The 14399-nt window shown below is 65.7% G+C and carries 16 protein-coding genes; 8 read left to right on the top strand and 8 right to left on the bottom strand.

What is annotated here, in order from left to right:
- Positions 1–230: 230 nt before the first annotated feature.
- Complete coding sequence (locus tag KHN93_RS01570) at positions 231–662, top strand: hypothetical protein (RefSeq protein WP_016903604.1); 432 nt, start codon at positions 231–233, stop codon at positions 660–662.
- A 180-nt stretch (positions 663–842) separates the two neighbouring features.
- On the opposite strand, the gene KHN93_RS01565 is transcribed toward KHN93_RS01570, so the two are convergent.
- On the bottom strand, positions 843–1421 hold the full coding sequence (locus KHN93_RS01565; RefSeq protein WP_104626053.1) for a pseudouridine synthase: 579 nt from the start codon (positions 1419–1421) through the stop codon (positions 843–845).
- Between the two features lie 354 nt (positions 1422–1775).
- Positions 1776–2630, bottom strand: a complete 855-nt coding sequence (locus KHN93_RS01560; protein ID WP_039517569.1) for a class I SAM-dependent methyltransferase — start codon at positions 2628–2630, stop codon at positions 1776–1778.
- 232 nt (positions 2631–2862) lie between these two features.
- Here KHN93_RS01560 and KHN93_RS01555 point away from each other — a divergent pair, with 232 nt between their 5' ends.
- The 4 genes from KHN93_RS01555 (at position 2863) to KHN93_RS01540 (ending at position 6304) form a co-directional block, all read left to right on the top strand.
- The gene (locus tag KHN93_RS01555) at positions 2863–3834 is read left to right on the top strand and encodes an aldo/keto reductase (RefSeq protein ID WP_211921708.1); all 972 of its coding nucleotides are present in this window, start codon (positions 2863–2865) and stop codon (positions 3832–3834) included.
- 116 nt (positions 3835–3950) lie between these two features.
- Positions 3951–4982 carry an NADP-dependent oxidoreductase gene (locus KHN93_RS01550; protein ID WP_211921706.1) on the top strand — a complete coding sequence of 344 codons (1032 nt, stop codon included), beginning with the start codon at positions 3951–3953 and terminating at the stop codon, positions 4980–4982.
- A gap of 71 nt (positions 4983–5053) precedes the next feature.
- A complete protein-coding gene (gene dkgB, locus KHN93_RS01545; RefSeq protein ID WP_211921703.1) occupies positions 5054–5857 on the top strand; it encodes a 2,5-didehydrogluconate reductase DkgB in 804 nt (267 codons plus the stop codon).
- 144 nt (positions 5858–6001) lie between these two features.
- Complete coding sequence (locus KHN93_RS01540; RefSeq protein ID WP_039517581.1) at positions 6002–6304, top strand: hypothetical protein; 303 nt, start codon at positions 6002–6004, stop codon at positions 6302–6304.
- Between the two features lie 93 nt (positions 6305–6397).
- Here KHN93_RS01540 and KHN93_RS01535 read toward each other — a convergent pair whose 3' ends face one another.
- Entirely contained in the window at positions 6398–6802 is a 405-nt protein-coding gene (locus KHN93_RS01535; protein ID WP_039517583.1) for a hypothetical protein, read from the bottom strand.
- Between the two features lie 218 nt (positions 6803–7020).
- Here KHN93_RS01535 and KHN93_RS01530 point away from each other — a divergent pair, with 218 nt between their 5' ends.
- The gene (locus tag KHN93_RS01530) at positions 7021–7830 is read left to right on the top strand and encodes a DUF2884 family protein (protein ID WP_425600165.1); all 810 of its coding nucleotides are present in this window, start codon (positions 7021–7023) and stop codon (positions 7828–7830) included.
- A 254-nt stretch (positions 7831–8084) separates the two neighbouring features.
- Here KHN93_RS01530 and KHN93_RS01525 read toward each other — a convergent pair whose 3' ends face one another.
- The 5 genes from KHN93_RS01525 to KHN93_RS01505 all read right to left on the bottom strand — a co-directional run bounded on the left by KHN93_RS01525 (position 8085) and on the right by KHN93_RS01505 (position 12050).
- The gene (locus KHN93_RS01525) at positions 8085–8786 is read right to left on the bottom strand and encodes an alpha/beta fold hydrolase (RefSeq protein WP_211921699.1); all 702 of its coding nucleotides are present in this window, start codon (positions 8784–8786) and stop codon (positions 8085–8087) included.
- A 283-nt stretch (positions 8787–9069) separates the two neighbouring features.
- Positions 9070–9498 (bottom strand): organic hydroperoxide resistance protein, encoded by a 429-nt coding sequence (locus KHN93_RS01520; RefSeq protein ID WP_039515670.1) that lies wholly within the window; start codon positions 9496–9498, stop codon positions 9070–9072.
- A gap of 107 nt (positions 9499–9605) precedes the next feature.
- On the bottom strand, positions 9606–10067 hold the full coding sequence (locus tag KHN93_RS01515) for a MarR family winged helix-turn-helix transcriptional regulator (RefSeq protein WP_047127839.1): 462 nt from the start codon (positions 10065–10067) through the stop codon (positions 9606–9608).
- A gap of 147 nt (positions 10068–10214) precedes the next feature.
- Positions 10215–11309 carry a cell division protein ZapE gene (zapE, locus tag KHN93_RS01510; protein WP_211921697.1) on the bottom strand — a complete coding sequence of 365 codons (1095 nt, stop codon included), beginning with the start codon at positions 11307–11309 and terminating at the stop codon, positions 10215–10217.
- 78 nt (positions 11310–11387) lie between these two features.
- On the bottom strand, positions 11388–12050 hold the full coding sequence (locus KHN93_RS01505; RefSeq protein WP_166763901.1) for an alpha/beta hydrolase: 663 nt from the start codon (positions 12048–12050) through the stop codon (positions 11388–11390).
- A gap of 66 nt (positions 12051–12116) precedes the next feature.
- On the opposite strand from KHN93_RS01505, the gene KHN93_RS01500 reads away from it, so the two are divergent.
- Together KHN93_RS01500 and xopR are read left to right on the top strand one after the other, a co-directional pair.
- The gene (locus KHN93_RS01500) at positions 12117–12992 is read left to right on the top strand and encodes an EamA family transporter (RefSeq protein WP_211921695.1); all 876 of its coding nucleotides are present in this window, start codon (positions 12117–12119) and stop codon (positions 12990–12992) included.
- A gap of 97 nt (positions 12993–13089) precedes the next feature.
- Positions 13090–14319, top strand: coding sequence for a type III secretion system effector protein XopR (gene xopR, locus KHN93_RS21500; protein ID WP_244812259.1), 1230 nt, complete (start codon positions 13090–13092; stop codon positions 14317–14319).
- Positions 14320–14399 lie beyond the last annotated feature (80 nt).

The following is a 14399-nucleotide window of genomic DNA, read 5'->3' as shown; positions in this document are numbered from 1 at the left end:
GCTCCTGCGGGGCACCTTCTCCCGGCCTGAGAAGGGAGTCGACGTCGACACCGGCCAGGGCAGGCTTCTGTCGCACCCAGGTAACTACCGAAGCCAGGTAAGCACCGATTACAGCGTCGCCTAACTTCATTACTTAACCGCAACCCAAACAAGCCCTGCCACCGCTAACACCGTCTATACGCAGCAGCCCACACACTGCGGCCCACGTACTCAGAAAGGAAACGCCTCCAATGAGCAAGCTGACTGTGATCACCGAACGCGCCCTGGAGCGTGCCCTGGAACTGGCTGGCAATGCTGGCGACCACCTGCGTCACGCCGCTTCCAACGCTGGCGATCAGGCCCGTCATGCAGGCAGCAGCCTGCGTCATTTCGGTCCGGGCGCCAGCGAATGGCTGAAGACCGGCGCTGCCCTGGGTGCCGTGCGCACCGGCGGCAAGGTCGTCAGCAAAGTGGTCAAGCGCAACCCGGCCGTCACTGTGGCCGCTGCGGTCGCCGGCCTGGGCCTGATCGGTTACGCCGTGTATCGCAAGCGCCAGCGTGACCAGCAGGTGCTCGGCGGCAACGTCCACCGTCTGGACCGCGAACACGCCAGCAACGCCAGCGCACGTCGCGCCGCCTACCAGCGCCGCGGTGCAGTGACCCCGAGCGACGGCATCGAGTAAGCCGTCGTTCCAGGCACAAAACATGACGCCACGGCCCTGCGCCGTGGCGTTTTTGTTTGTGGATCGGTTCCACAATGAAACGGCTAGTCATCGCCGCATGAACGGTTCTGTAAGCAGCACCGTCCAAGATGCATCGAGCTCAGCACCGCGTGCGGTGCAGCGACCGCTGTACCGGATGCATCAGGCGCCGCGTCGCGTCCTGCCCGGGCGCGCGCCATGCGTTTGTTCGATGCGCCACTGGCCGGGCGCGAGCGCATCCAGGGTCCAGTCGCCGATCGCCACGCGGATCAGACGCAAGGTCGGAAGGCCCACCGAGGCGGTCATGCGCCGCACCTGGCGATTGCGCCCTTCGGTGATCTGCAGCTCCAGCCAGGCATCGGGCACAGTCTTGCGCACGCGCACCGGCGGATCGCGCGGCCACAGCTGCGGTGCCGGATCGAGCCTGCGCACTTCGGCCGGGCGGGTCGGGCCGTCGTTGAGCAGCACGCCATCGCGCAAGGCTTGCAGTTGCGCAGGTTCCGGGTCGCCTTCCACCTGCACCCAATAGGTCTTGGGTTGCTTGTGGCGCGGGTCGGTCAAGCGATGCGCCAGTGCACCATCGTCGGTCAGCAGCAACAGGCCTTCGCTGTCGTGATCCAGGCGACCGGCTGCATAGACGTCGGCCGGCAGGCCGAATTCGGCCAGCGTGCGCTTGGGCGGCTGCGAGCGGTCGCTGAATTGCGACAGCACGCCATAGGGTTTGTTCAACAACACCAACATGCCAATCCTGTTGCGCAAGGTCGTTGCAGGCCCCGCGCGTGGCGCGTGGGTCGTGCACCGGGTTGAAGAGGCGCGCCACCAGCGGCAGGCGATGTGCTGCTGCCTGCAACCGCGTTGCACGCTGAGCCGACGGCATCGCTACGCGGGGCAGTTGTGCATCAGTGGCCTGACGCATGCAAACCAGTGCAGCGTTGGTCCAACTGGCCATCGTTGCGCTGTCCGTGCCGTCCTTACAGTCGTGCAGCCGATTGCGCAGTCATCGCATGCCGCGCGCCATGACAGCATCGACGCACTGCGGCAGGCAGCCAAAGACCTGCATGCCGACGCGCGGTGCGTCGGCATGCAGGCCGCGTCTCACTGCTTGACGAACTTCAAGGTCATGCGGTCGCTCTCGCCGATCGCCTTGTACTTGGCATCGTCGGCCTTGTCGTGGTTGTTGCTCGGCGGCAGGGTCCACACGCCACCGGCATAGTCCTTGGTGTCGCGCGGGTTAGCATTGACTTCGCTCTTGCCGGCGAGCTTGAATCCGGCCGCTTCGGCCATCGCGATCAACTGCGCCTGGCCGACATAGCCGCTCTTGTCGTCGGCCGGCACGTCGGCCTTGGCACGGTGCTCGACCACGCCGAGCACGCCGCCGGGCTTGAGCACCTTGTAGAAGCCGGCAAACATCGCCTCGGCATTGCCGGCCATGCGCCAGTTATGCACGTTGCGGAAGGTCAGCACCAGATCGGCCGAGTTGTCCACGCCGAATGACGGCGTCTTGGGCACATAGGAAACGAACGACGGCTTGCCGTACACCTCCGGCTTAGCGGCAAACTTCTTCTCCAGCTCGTCGCGCCCACGCTGTGCCGAATCGCGGCCGCGCCCCTCCGGCACCGCCGCCGGGTCGACCACCGCGGCAACATACTTACCCTTGTCGCGCAGGTACGGCGCCAGGATTTCCGAGTACCAGCCGCCGCCCGGCGTGATTTCGATGACGGTCTGGGTCGGCTTGATGCCGAAGAACGCCAGCGTCTGGCCCGGATGACGATAGACATCGCGCTGCACGTAGACACGATCGCGCCAGTTGCCGTCGATGGCTTTTTGCAGCGCCGCATCGGGCGCCGGCAAGCTGGCGCTATCGGCTGGTTTCATTGCCATTGCCAGTGGCGCGCTCATCGCCACTGCCATCCCCACCACACATGCACACACCAGCTTGTTGCGGATCATTGCAGCGCCCTTTGCGGGAAAAAGTAGCGCGAGCCTAGCATGCGGCCCGAAGCCTGCCATGTGCACGGATCCGTGCGCCGCATGACGCGCCGCACCAGGCGCGTCGGGCGACATGTTCAGACGACGTGAGTCGATGAGGGCGATCTGCGGAACGCTGAATCCACGCAGGTGTCACACGCAACATCGACACGCATGACTATCCTGTCGGCAGTTCGAATCAGGAGCAACCGTGATGACCCACTCCCGCGCGCTAGGCCGCTCCGGCCTGCAGGTTCAACCGATCGTGTTCGGTGGCAATGTGTTTGGCTGGAGCGCCGACGAGGCGACCTCGTTCGCGTTGCTCGATGCCTTCGTCGATGCCGGCTTCAACCTGATCGACACCGCCGATGCGTACTCCGGCTGGGTGCCGGGCAATCGCGGTGGCGAGTCGGAAACCATCATCGGGCGCTGGCTCGCAGGCAGCGGCAAGCGCGACAAGGTGCTGATCGCCACCAAGGTGGCCAAATGGAGCGAGCATCCGGGCCTGTCGCCGGAGAACATCGCCGCCGCGGTGGAAGATTCGCTCACCCGCCTGCAGACCGATGTGATCGATCTGTACCAGGCGCACGAAGACGACGAATCGATTCCGCTGGAAGCCACACTGGCCGCGTTCGGCCGCTTGATCGAACAGGGCAAGGTGCGCGCGATCGGCGCGTCCAACTACAGCGCCGCACGCCTGCGCGATGCCCTGGATATCTCCGAGCAGTACAAGCTGCCGCGTTACGAAAGCCTGCAACCGGAATACAACCTTTACGACCGCGCCGGCTATGAGGCCGAGCTGGAGCCGCTGGTGCGCGAACGCGAGCTCGGCGTGATCAGCTACTACTCGCTGGCCAGCGGCTTTCTGACCGGCAAGTACCGCAGCGCCGACGACGCCGGCAAGAGCAGCGCGCGCGGTGCGTCAGTGGTCAAGCAATACGTCAATCCGCGCGGCCTGCGCATCCTGCAGGCGCTGGACGATCTGGCGGCCACCCACCGCGCCACGCCGGCACAGATCGCACTGGCCTGGTTGATCGCACGCCCGGGCCTGACCGCACCGATCGTCAGCGCCACCAGCGTGACCCAGTTGCACGATGTGCTGGCCGCCGCGCAGCTGTCGCTGAGCGCCGATCAGATTGCACAGCTCGATGCCGCAAGCGCCCCCGAGCCGGCCGACGCCGCCTGAAGCATCGGCTTGCGCCGCATATGTAGTCGACCACGCGTGTCTTTCCGCGCGCAGCCGCCATTGCGGCTGCGCTCCCCCGGTCGCGTACGCGCGGCCCTTTCCGCAAGGAATCCCCCATGAAATCGATCACCAATCGCCGCATCGTGCTGGCCTCTCGCCCGCACGGCGAGCCGAGCGCCGACAACTTCCGCATTGAAGACGTCGCCTTGCCGCCCACCGGGCACGACCAGATTCTGGTGCGCAACCGCTTCCTGTCGCTGGACCCGTACATGCGCGGACGCATGGACGACGGCCCGTCCTACGCCGCACCGGTGGAGATCGACGCGGTGATGGAAGGCGGCACCGTCGGCGAAGTGCTCGAGTCGCACCATGCCGGCTATCAGCCGGGCGACCTGCTGGTACTGCCCGGCGGTTGGCAGAGCCATAGCCTGCTCACGCCCACCGCGCCGTTGCGCAAGCTGCCCAAGGACGATGCCCTGCCGCTGAGCACCGCGCTCGGCGTTTACGGCATGCCCGGCTTCACCGCCTACGCCGGCCTGCACGAGATCGGCAAGCCGCAAGCCGGCGAAACACTGGTGGTGGCGGCAGCCAGCGGGCCGGTCGGCGCCACCGTGGCCCAGCTGGCGCGTCTGCAGGGGTTGCGCGTGGTGGCCATTGCCGGTGGCGAGGAAAAGGTGCGCTACCTGCGCGAGGTGCTGCGCGTGGATGTGGCGCTGGACCATCGCGCCGACGACTTTGCCGAGCAGCTGCGCGCGGCCACTCCGGACGGGATCGATGTCTATTTCGAGAACGTCGGCGGCAAGGTCTTCGACGCGGTATTGCCGCAATTGAACGACTTCGCGCGCATCCCGGTGTGCGGCGTGATCGCCACCTACAACAGCCGTGGCCAGGCCTTGCCGGGGCCGGATCGGCTGCCGGAGTTCATGGGCCAGGTGCTGCGCAAGCGGCTGACCGTACGCGGCTTCATCCAGCACGATTTCATCCGTCTGATGCCCGCCTTCCTGCGCGAGATGGGCCAGTGGCTGCGCGATGGCCAGATCCAGTACCGCGAACATGTCCTGCACGGTCTGGACAGCGCCCCCCAGGGCCTGATCAGCCTGCTGCGCGGCGAGAACTTCGGCAAGGCCGTCGTCGCACTGGACCAATAGCTCACAGCGCCCCGCACGACATCAGTTTTTGCGATTCACGATTCCCCATTCCCGATTACCAAAGGAACACAATGACAGTCCCCGCATTCGGCCTCGGCACCTTCCGTCTCAAGGACCAGGTCGTCATCGACTCGGTGCGCAATGCACTGGAGTTGGGCTACCGCGCCGTCGATACCGCGCAGATCTATGACAACGAAGAACAGGTCGGCCAGGCCATTGCCGCATCCGGCCTGCCGCGCGATCAGCTGTATCTGACCACCAAGATCTGGGTCGACAAGTTCGACCGCAGCGCCTTGCTGCCCAGCCTGCAGGAAAGCCTGCGCAAACTGGGCACCGACGACGTCGACCTGACCCTGATCCACTGGCCTTCGCCCAAGGATCAGGTGCCGATGCGCGACTACCTGGAAGCCTTGAATGAGGCCCGGCAACAGGGCCTGACCCGCGCGATCGGCGTCTCCAACTTCACCATCGCGCTGATCAAGCAGGCCATCGAGATCCTGGGCGCCGAGGCCATCGCCACCAATCAGATCGAAGTGCATCCGTACCTGCAGAACCGCAGCCTGATCGCGTTCCTGCGCGAGCAAGGCATCCATGTCACCTCGTACATGACGCTGGCGGTGGGCGAGGTGCTGAAGGACCCGGTGATCCAGGCGATCGCCGCACGCCATGACGCCACCCCGGCGCAGGTCACCCTGGCCTGGGCACTGCAGCAGGGCTATTCGGTGATTCCGTCCTCGACCAAGCGCGACAATCTGGAGAGCAATCTCCAGGCACAGACGCTGCGGCTGAGCGAGCAGGACATGAGCGAGATCGCCGCACTGGACCGCGGGCAGCGGCTGGCCAACCCGAAGGCCATCGCACCCGACTGGGATTGAGATCCCGGCTGCCACGGGTCGGCACTGTCCGGCCCGTGGCATCACCACCGCGATGACCGCTCGTCGTCGCGTGCTGGTTGCACGCGGCAGGCGCTGCTACGGTGCTGGACACAGGGGGGTAGTCTCGGCAACGGAGTCCTACCCATGCACAGCGCATCCGTCTTGACCCGCCGCAGCGTCGATCTCGACACGGAGATCGCCTATTGGCGCGATGTCCACGCCGAAGGCCATCTGGGTGGTTACGCCTTTGCCGATTACGCCCGGCTACTCACGCTCGGCTACGACATCTATCTGGCCTATCCGCGCGCGACCGAGGCGCAGCTGTATCGCGTGCTGCAGGACGGCTATTACCACTATCAACCGCTGCTGTCGGTGCCCTGGGACCAGGCGCGCTGGATCGTGCGGCATGCCTGGCGGCATCTGGAAGAGGCCGCCGTCCGGCATTGAAGCAAGCGTTCTGAGAAGCAAGCCTTCTGACATGAAGCCAACGCTTAGACCGCCGCACAGCCCGTGCGGCCGCGCAGCGCGGTCAGCTCACTGTCACAGTGCCATCGCCTGGCGGTCGATGCGGTGTTTGTCGGCCAGTGCCTGCATGCCCTGCAGGGTGGCGGCGATCAGGCTGGCATAGCGCAGCCGCCACAGCGTGGCGCGGTCGTTGTCGTCGTGCGTATTGCCCAGGCCGTCGAGCACCTGCGGCAGACGGCGGTCGGCCAGCGCGGAGGCGGCCAGATAGGGCTTCTCGGGTGCGATCACATCCACCGGTGCGCGCCAATCGTTGGCAACCTGCTGGGAAATGCCAGCCAGGTGCGAGAGCTGGTGCATGCCGATCAGCGTCTCGTGCAGCATCTCGCGGCACGCCCACTGCCACAGCGCCACCTTCTCCGATGGGTCCTTGGCAATCTCGGTGAGTGCCAGATCAACCTTTTCGATGCGTGAGTCGAGCATTGCTGAGCTCCGATGCTGCTGTGCAACATAATTCACACCATACACCGTGAGAATCAAGTGAGCCAAACGTTTGCAGGATGTCGGCGCACCGATGCTCGACCCGGTTCACGCTTTGCGCCGTCGAGGCCAAGACGCCGCTGCGGCACCCTGACTTCCTGCCCATGGCAGGCGTGCAGCCGCGCGCCATGCTGCCGCATCACCACTCCCGGGCATCCGCCATGCGCATCCGCACCGTCCTGGCCCCCCTCCTGCTGCTGGCGGCCTGTAGCGCACAGGCTGCAACCGCCAGGCCGCAGGTGTCCGCACAGCAATGTGACGTCAGCACCTCCTACGATGTGCTGACCGACAGCGGCGGCATCTGGCTGCGTCGCAAGCAAGGCGTGCCGCGCGAGATTTTCTTCCACGGTGGCGAACTCAATATCGATCGCCAACCGCAAGCGGTCAGCGCTGCCGACGCGCAACGCCTGCGCGAACTTGAGCAGGGTGCCCGCGCACTGATGCCGGCCGTGACCGCCGTTGCCCACTCGGTGGTCGACATCAGCTTCGACGCACTGGCCGGCGTGGTGCAGATGCTGACCGACAGCACGCGCCAGGAGCGCAAGGTGGAGCGGCTGCGCGGCACCGCACTCGCGCAGATCGATGCCACGCTGGGGCGTGGGCGCTGGGAGCAGGCCCTGTTCGACGAACGTTTCGAAGCCAGTGTCGAACGCGCTGCCGACGACCTGGCCGGCAGCCTGACCCGCAGCGTGATGTGGACGGTGATGACCGGACGCGCTGCGCAGCTGGAGCGACGCGGCGAGCAACTGGACGCGCGCATGGAGCAGCAGATGCAGGTACGCAGCCAGGCGCTGGAAGCGCAGGCACAGACGCTGTGCACGCAGGCGCAGGCCCTGTATGGGGTGCAGCAGGCGCTGGAATATCGCTTCCAGGGCCAGCCGCTGCAGATGCTGGAACTCCACACGCATCAGCAGAAAGACGACGCCGATGCGCCGGTGTCCAACAGCGTTGTGGCGACGGCCACGCGATGACGGCGCCGATGCAGCGCAGGCGAACTTGCACGCCTTGTGGCAGTCCAACGAGTCGCTTCGGCCAGATGGCTGCCGTGACTGCGTATGACGCCTTGCATGCATGAATGCAGGCATTGCGTAGCAGCCGACGGCGCACTGATCGTCTTCCCAAGACCGCTGGTTCAGAGCCCCTCATCGCGCACTGCTTGATGCCATCCCGCCGCATGGGATCGCACGGCGGCAGGCCTGGCTGTGTCGGCTCGGTCGTCGCCGTATCAGGCGAGCAGCCATTGCCGCAGTGCATCCGACACCGCCTGCGGCTGTTCCAGCGGCGACAGATGGCCACACGCAGGCACTTGCACCAAGCGCGCCTGCACTGCGAGTGCGGCCATTTCCTCGTGCAATGCCGGCGGGGTGATCGCATCGTCCTTGCCGCACAGCACCAGCAGCGGGCCGGCATAGGCGCGCAGCAGCGCGCGGCCGTCTTCCCGCTCCAGCCGGTTCTGCCGCAGGAACACCTCCCCGCCCAGTCGCTGGGTCATGCCACGCACCCGCTCCAGCAAGGCCTCGTCCTGCCAGCGCGAGGGATGCACATAGTGCCGCAGCAGCCGTTCGCCAAATCCGTGGAAGGCACTGGCGCCACGCACGCTCGCTTCCTGCGCGCGCCGTTGCGCCGCACGCTCGGGCGAATCGGCACGTGCGGAGGTATCCAGCAAGGCCAGCCGCTCCACGCGCTCCGGCGCGATACGCAGGATTTCCTGCGCGACGTAGCCACCCAAGGAAAATCCCGCCAGTGCAAAACGCGGCGGCATCTGCGCCAGCAGCTGGGTTGCCAGCGCGCGCATGCTCTCGCCCTGGGTGATGTCGCCGACCACGCAGTCGGCAAGCTCGGCCAGGGCCACGCGCTGTGCCTGCCACAACTGCGCATCGTTGAGCAGACCGGGGAGCAGCAACAAGGTGGGACGCGTTGCGCTCATGCGCAGGAAAGTCCGATCGGGATCGCAGAAGCAGGCACTGTCATCGCAACAGTGTGCCGCGCGGTGACGCGCATCGCCAGCGCGTGCATGTGCGCCTCGAGGCGGGTGCATCGACTCGTTGGCGTGTCTTGCGTCCACACTAGGTCGCGCTGACACAGCGACGCCGGCTGCCTGTGTTCTTCAGGGCAGCGCTCCTGCTGCTGCAACAAAAAAAACGGCCCGACGCAGGCGCCGGGCCGTTGCTGACTCCACCACGTGTGACGCGTGGTGGTGCTGGCGTGGATCAGGCCAGGGTCAGGGTGACGTCGATGTTGCCGCGGGTCGCGTTGGAGTACGGGCAGACCTGGTGGGCCTTGTCGACCAGCGCCTGCAGTTCAGCCTGGTCCATGCCCGGCACTGCGATGCGCAGTTCCACGGCAATGCCGAAGCCGCCCGGAATCTGGCCGATGCCGACGCTGCTGTCGATGCTCACTTCGCCCGGCAGCTTGAGCTTGTCCTGCGCCGCGACAGCCTTCATCGCGCCGATGAAGCAGGCTGCGTAGCCGGCAGCGAACAGCTGCTCCGGGTTGGTACCGTCGCCGCCGGCGCCGCCCAGCTCGCGCGGGGTGGACAGCTTGGCGTCCAGCGCCTTGTCGGAAGACACGGCGCGGCCTTCGCGGCCACCGGTGGCAGTGGCGTGGGCGGTGTAGAGGACTTTTTCAGGTGAGGCCATGGTGGTTCTCCAGAATGAGCGCTGTCAGCGCGTGATGTAGCTGAGTAGTTGACGATTAAATCGTGTACGACATGTTGCAAAAAACGTGCGGACCTTGCGGGGCCGGCTCACCCGGTGCCGAGGTTTGAGCGCAGCGTTTCCAGCTGCTGCTTGAGTTGACGCAATTCGTCCAACGAACACGCTGAGGCGCACAACACCTGCTCCGGCACCGCCCCGGCCTTGGCGCGCAGTGCGCGGCCGGTATCGGTCAGCGCAATGATCACCTGGCGCTCGTCGCTGGCAGCACGCGTGCGGGTGACCAGTCCAGCAGCCTGCAGACGCTTGAGCAGCGGGGTCAGCGTGGCCGAGTCCAGGTACAGGCGCTCGCCGATCTCCGATACGCTGCGGCCGTCGGTTTCCCACAGCACCAGCAGCACCAGGTATTGCGGATAGGTCAGGTCCAGCGTCTTCAGCAGCCCGCGGTAGAGCTTGTGCATCGCCAGGTTGGCCGAATACAGCGCAAAGCACAGCTGGTTGTCGAGCTGCAGCAGCGCATTGGTCCGGGCGTCAGTGGCTGTGGCGGTGTCCATGGCTGCAATTTACATAGCGCACAATTTAATTGCAAGCGATTTTTTTATTGTCGTGCAACCGGGTGCTATCACCGACCCGGCTCAGGCCGCCGTTCTGATCGGTCACAACGATCTTGTGCAATCCAGGGCCGGGCCGCGTCTGCATGTCTAGGCCCGATGTGCGGTCGCCAGATACTCGGCGCTCTGCATCTCGATCAGGCGCGAGGCGGTGCGCTCGAAGGCGCCGGCCAGGCGCTGGCCGCTGTACAACGCGGGCGGGGCGTCCTGCGCGGTGCAGACGAGGTTGACGTGGCGGTCGTATAGCTCGTCGATCAGATTGACGAAGCGGCGTGCGGCGTCCTCGTTCATGCGGTCGAAGTGCGGGATGCCGCCCAGCAACACGGTGGTGAATTCACGCGCGATCTCGATGTAATCGCCGGGGCCACGCGGGCCCTCGCACAGCGCGGCAAAATCAAACCAGGCGATGCTCTTGCCGCGCGCACGCACGGCAATCTTGCGCGCCTCGATTTCGATGTTGCCACTGCGCGGCTCGGAATTTCCGCTCAGCTCGCCCCAGCGCTGCGTCAGCCACGCATCGGCCTGCGCATCCAGGGGCGCGCGATACACCGGTGAGCGCGTCAGCGCGCGCATGCGGTAATCCTCGGTGCCTTCGGCATAGAGTTCCACGCAGAATTTCTGCAGCAGACCGATCGCCGGCGTGAAGCTGTCGCGCTGCAGGCCATTGGCGTAGAGGTTTTCCGGTGCGGTGTTGGAGGTGGTCACCAGGGTCACGCCTTCGGCGAACAGGCGTTCCAGCAGACGCGCCAGCAACATCGCATCGCCGATGTCGGTGACGAAGAATTCGTCCAGCACCAGCACGCGCAGATTCTCGCGCCATTGCTGCGCGATCTTGGCCAGCGGATCGCTTTGCCCGGCGTGCTCGCGCAGTTGCTCGTGCACCCCGCGCATGAAGCGATGGAAGTGCGTGCGGTACTTCTGCTTGATCGGCAACCCGTCGTAGAACAGGTCGACCAGGAAGGTCTTGCCGCGCCCCACTCCACCCCAGAAATACAGGCCGCGCACCGGCTCGGGCTTTTTCCAGAACGCCGACAGCCGATCCAGCCAGCCGTCCTGCGCGCTGTCCACCAATGCCTCGTGGATACGATCCAGCTCGGCCAGGGCCGCTTGCTGCGCGGGGTCGGCGCGCCAGTCGCCGCGTTGTACGCCGGCGGCGTAGCGCTGCGACGGGGTCATCTCACTCATCGTGTTCTCCGCGGTCCGGCTGCTGCCTTGCCCGCTCAACGGCGCATCGCCGGGCGATACGCATGGGCCCTGCCGCGGTCAGACGGCCGCCGGCAACCAGCGCCGGACACCATGCTGGATCGCACCGCGCAGGTCGATCAATTTGCGGTGGAAGAAGTGGCTGGTGTCGGGCATGCGTACCAGCTCGGGCTGCTGCTCCAGAGTCTCCAGCCAGTCATACACCGCCTGCGGGTCGACGATTTCGTCGGCATCGCCCTGCACCACCAGCCACTGTGCCGGCGGCTGCATGTCGCTGAAATCCCAACGCCCGGCCGGCGGCGCGATCGAGATCAGCACCTGCGGTTCAAGCGAGCCGGCGGCGCGCAACGATACATACGCCCCGAAGCTGAAACCGGCCAGCCACAGCGTGTCGCCCGGGCGCTGGCTGCGCACCCATGCAGCGACCGCACGCAGGTCGTCCTGCTCACCTTCGCCATGATCGAACGCACCGGCCGAGTTGCCGACACTGCGGAAATTGAAGCGCACCACGGTGATCCCCAACTCGCGCAGCGCGCGCGCAGCCATGGTGACGACCTTGTTGTGCATGCTGCCGCCCTCGGTGGAGAGCGGGTGGCAGACGATGGCGGTGACCGGTTGCACGGCAACGTCCGGCTCGGGCAGATCGACCGCGACATCAAGCGGGCCGACCGGCCCATCCAACGTCAGTGCAGACGATTCGGTGGGGAATAAGGGATTGGACATACCGTCATAATAGCCGCCCCGCCGGCCGCGTTCATCGCCCTGCCTGCACACTTCGTTGCGTTGCCCATGCATTTTCTGCTGTTTGCCGTCGTTTGCAGTGTCCTGGTGTCGGTGGTTCTCAAGCTGCTGCCGCGCTATCGCCTGGACGCTGCGCAGGCGATCACCTGGAATTACGCCACCGCCGCGCTGCTGGCGTGGCTGACCCTGCATCCGTCACTGGACACGCTGCGCGCGCCGACCACGCCCTGGCTAGCACTGTTTGCATTGGCGGTGGCGCTGCCGTCGATCTTCATGCTGCTGGCACGCGCGGTCGCCACCGCCGGCATCGTCCGTACCGACATTGCCCAACGCCTGTCACTCCTGCTCTCGCTGGCGGCGGCGTTTACGCTCTTCGGTGAACCGGTCAATGCCTGGAAGCTGGCGGGACTGGGTCTGGGTCTGCTGGCCATCGTCTGCATCCTGCAACGGCCACGTCAGGCCGCCGGTGCGGATTCAGCGCCGGCCTCGATCGGCTGGCCATGGCTGGCAGGCGTGTGGTTGGGCTTTGCCCTGATCGATCTGTTGCTCAAGCACATCGCACAAGCCGGTACGCCGTCGCTGACGTCGTTGACGCTGTGCTTTGCGCTGGCAGGTGTGCTGATGCTTGGCCTGCAAGTCGTTCGCCGGGGCGGTGTCGCGCGCCTGAGCTTTCGCAACCTGCTCGCCGGCGTGCTGCTGGGCGCGCTTAATTTCGCCAACATCCTGTGCTACGTGCGCGCCCATCAACTGCTGCCACACAGCCCGGCCACCGTCTTTGCCAGCATGAACCTGGGCGTGGTCATCCTGGGAGCGCTCGTCGGCAAGCTGGGGTTCGGCGAACGCATCGGCCGACGCGGCTGGGTGGGGCTGTTGCTGGCGGCGCCGGCAATCGCAGCGATCGCCTGGGGCATGCGGCTAGGCTGATGGCGGCATTCGGCCGGCGCGACGCCGGTTCGCAACTCGCCTTGAGGGGGATGCAGCGCTGGCTATCATGCGTGCAGACGACCCACGGGAGTGTGTGATGCGCCTGAGTCAGTTGTTTAACAGCCGTCATCGCGTCGCCCCGGAACCGCATGGCGCCAATCCGACCAAGACGACGCCGTTGATTCCAGCCGCATCGTCGCAGCACCCGCTCTCTCAGGCTCCCAAGTCAACAACAGCACAGGGCGCGTCGAAATCCCATCGCAGCATGCTCGCCTCGGCGCGTAAATCGCTGGCATCGTTACGCAAGCAGTTGCCGTTGACGTGCATGGGCTCTTCTCCAACGCTTGAAACAGTGGAAAGCCCACCTGCGCACACGGCAGCCGTGACGCCCGGTCGCACACAGCAACTGCACGGAACGCAGGCCCGCGTCGATCAGCGTCGGCAGCCACCGGTGCCCAACGCAACGGATCATGAGCGGGCGCAGCGACCGCAACCGCAACAGACCCCGCCCAAAAGACAGTCGATGTCGGTTCCGCTCAAGCCAGCGCCTGCGCAGCAACTGCACGGGCCGCAACGTCCCGTCGATCGGAGAATGCAACCGCCCATTCCCGAAAGAATGCGCCGTGACGAGTGCCAGCCGCCGCAGCACGGCAAGCCGGCATCGCCCCCGGTACCGATCACGCCCACACAATCGTCGCCGCCCTCCCCACGTCCCCAGCCCGGACGGCAGCCCTCGTTGCGCCGCCTGGATCTGCAACTGGAAGAGATCACCAGGCAGTGCAGCGATATTCAAAAGCAGCTGTTCATGGAGGACCGCGAGGCAACTCCACAGGAGCAACACCTGCTCAAGACACGGGCGGCCCTGATCGCGTGGCGCAACGAGGTCCGCGATAGTCAGCTCGAGGCACTGCTGGTCGCACTGGCACCGATGGAAGACATCCGCGCACCGCGCACCACGAGCAGCGGCCTGGCCATGGTGCAGATGGACGCCATGCAGCACAACCGGCGCGAAGTGCTCAAGGCACGGCGTAAATCCGTCGACAGAGCCGCCCTGGCCAGAAACTACGCACGCGCGCAGCGGCGCCTGGAGTCATTGAAGCAAGGCGACGCACCCAAGGACCAGATACGGCGCCTGCAACGCATGATGCAGGGCTACCAGAACATGCTTGCGTTGGAACAGATCGTCAGAAGCACCGACGACCAGCTGGAAAGGTTGGGAGCGCCGTGCCTGATGTCCGGCATCCCCACCACCGCCGAACAGCGTCGACAGTCGCTCGAAAAAGAAAGAGATGCCCATCAAGAGGCAATCGACAACGGCTACTACTGAAGATCCTGGCAGCGCAGCTTGCACGTGCACGCCGCGCGCAGCCACAGGTAGGGCATGCGACGCCGCTCAGTGCGGCGCAT

The sequence above is a fragment of the Xanthomonas arboricola pv. juglandis genome (assembly GCF_905367715.1).
Lineage (GTDB): Bacteria > Pseudomonadota > Gammaproteobacteria > Xanthomonadales > Xanthomonadaceae > Xanthomonas > Xanthomonas arboricola.
This window is presented reverse-complemented; position numbering and strand designations above follow the sequence as displayed.

Bases quoted from the DNA above. Each gene is read 5' to 3' on its own strand.
- KHN93_RS01570 (WP_016903604.1), top strand. From the start codon at position 231: ATGAGCAAGCTGACTGTGATCACCGAACGCGCCCTGGAGCGTGCCCTG.
- KHN93_RS01565 (WP_104626053.1), bottom strand. From the start codon at position 1,421: ATGTTGGTGTTGTTGAACAAACCCTATGGCGTGCTGTCGCAATTCAGC.
- KHN93_RS01560 (WP_039517569.1), bottom strand. From the start codon at position 2,630: ATGATCCGCAACAAGCTGGTGTGTGCATGTGTGGTGGGGATGGCAGTG.
- KHN93_RS01555 (WP_211921708.1), top strand. From the start codon at position 2,863: ATGACCCACTCCCGCGCGCTAGGCCGCTCCGGCCTGCAGGTTCAACCG.
- KHN93_RS01550 (WP_211921706.1), top strand. From the start codon at position 3,951: ATGAAATCGATCACCAATCGCCGCATCGTGCTGGCCTCTCGCCCGCAC.
- dkgB (WP_211921703.1), top strand. From the start codon at position 5,054: ATGACAGTCCCCGCATTCGGCCTCGGCACCTTCCGTCTCAAGGACCAG.
- KHN93_RS01540 (WP_039517581.1), top strand. From the start codon at position 6,002: ATGCACAGCGCATCCGTCTTGACCCGCCGCAGCGTCGATCTCGACACG.
- KHN93_RS01535 (WP_039517583.1), bottom strand. From the start codon at position 6,802: ATGCTCGACTCACGCATCGAAAAGGTTGATCTGGCACTCACCGAGATT.
- KHN93_RS01530 (WP_425600165.1), top strand. From the start codon at position 7,021: ATGCGCATCCGCACCGTCCTGGCCCCCCTCCTGCTGCTGGCGGCCTGT.
- KHN93_RS01525 (WP_211921699.1), bottom strand. From the start codon at position 8,786: ATGAGCGCAACGCGTCCCACCTTGTTGCTGCTCCCCGGTCTGCTCAAC.
- KHN93_RS01520 (WP_039515670.1), bottom strand. From the start codon at position 9,498: ATGGCCTCACCTGAAAAAGTCCTCTACACCGCCCACGCCACTGCCACC.
- KHN93_RS01515 (WP_047127839.1), bottom strand. From the start codon at position 10,067: ATGGACACCGCCACAGCCACTGACGCCCGGACCAATGCGCTGCTGCAG.
- zapE (WP_211921697.1), bottom strand. From the start codon at position 11,309: ATGAGTGAGATGACCCCGTCGCAGCGCTACGCCGCCGGCGTACAACGC.
- KHN93_RS01505 (WP_166763901.1), bottom strand. From the start codon at position 12,050: ATGTCCAATCCCTTATTCCCCACCGAATCGTCTGCACTGACGTTGGAT.
- KHN93_RS01500 (WP_211921695.1), top strand. From the start codon at position 12,117: ATGCATTTTCTGCTGTTTGCCGTCGTTTGCAGTGTCCTGGTGTCGGTG.
- xopR (WP_244812259.1), top strand. From the start codon at position 13,090: ATGCGCCTGAGTCAGTTGTTTAACAGCCGTCATCGCGTCGCCCCGGAA.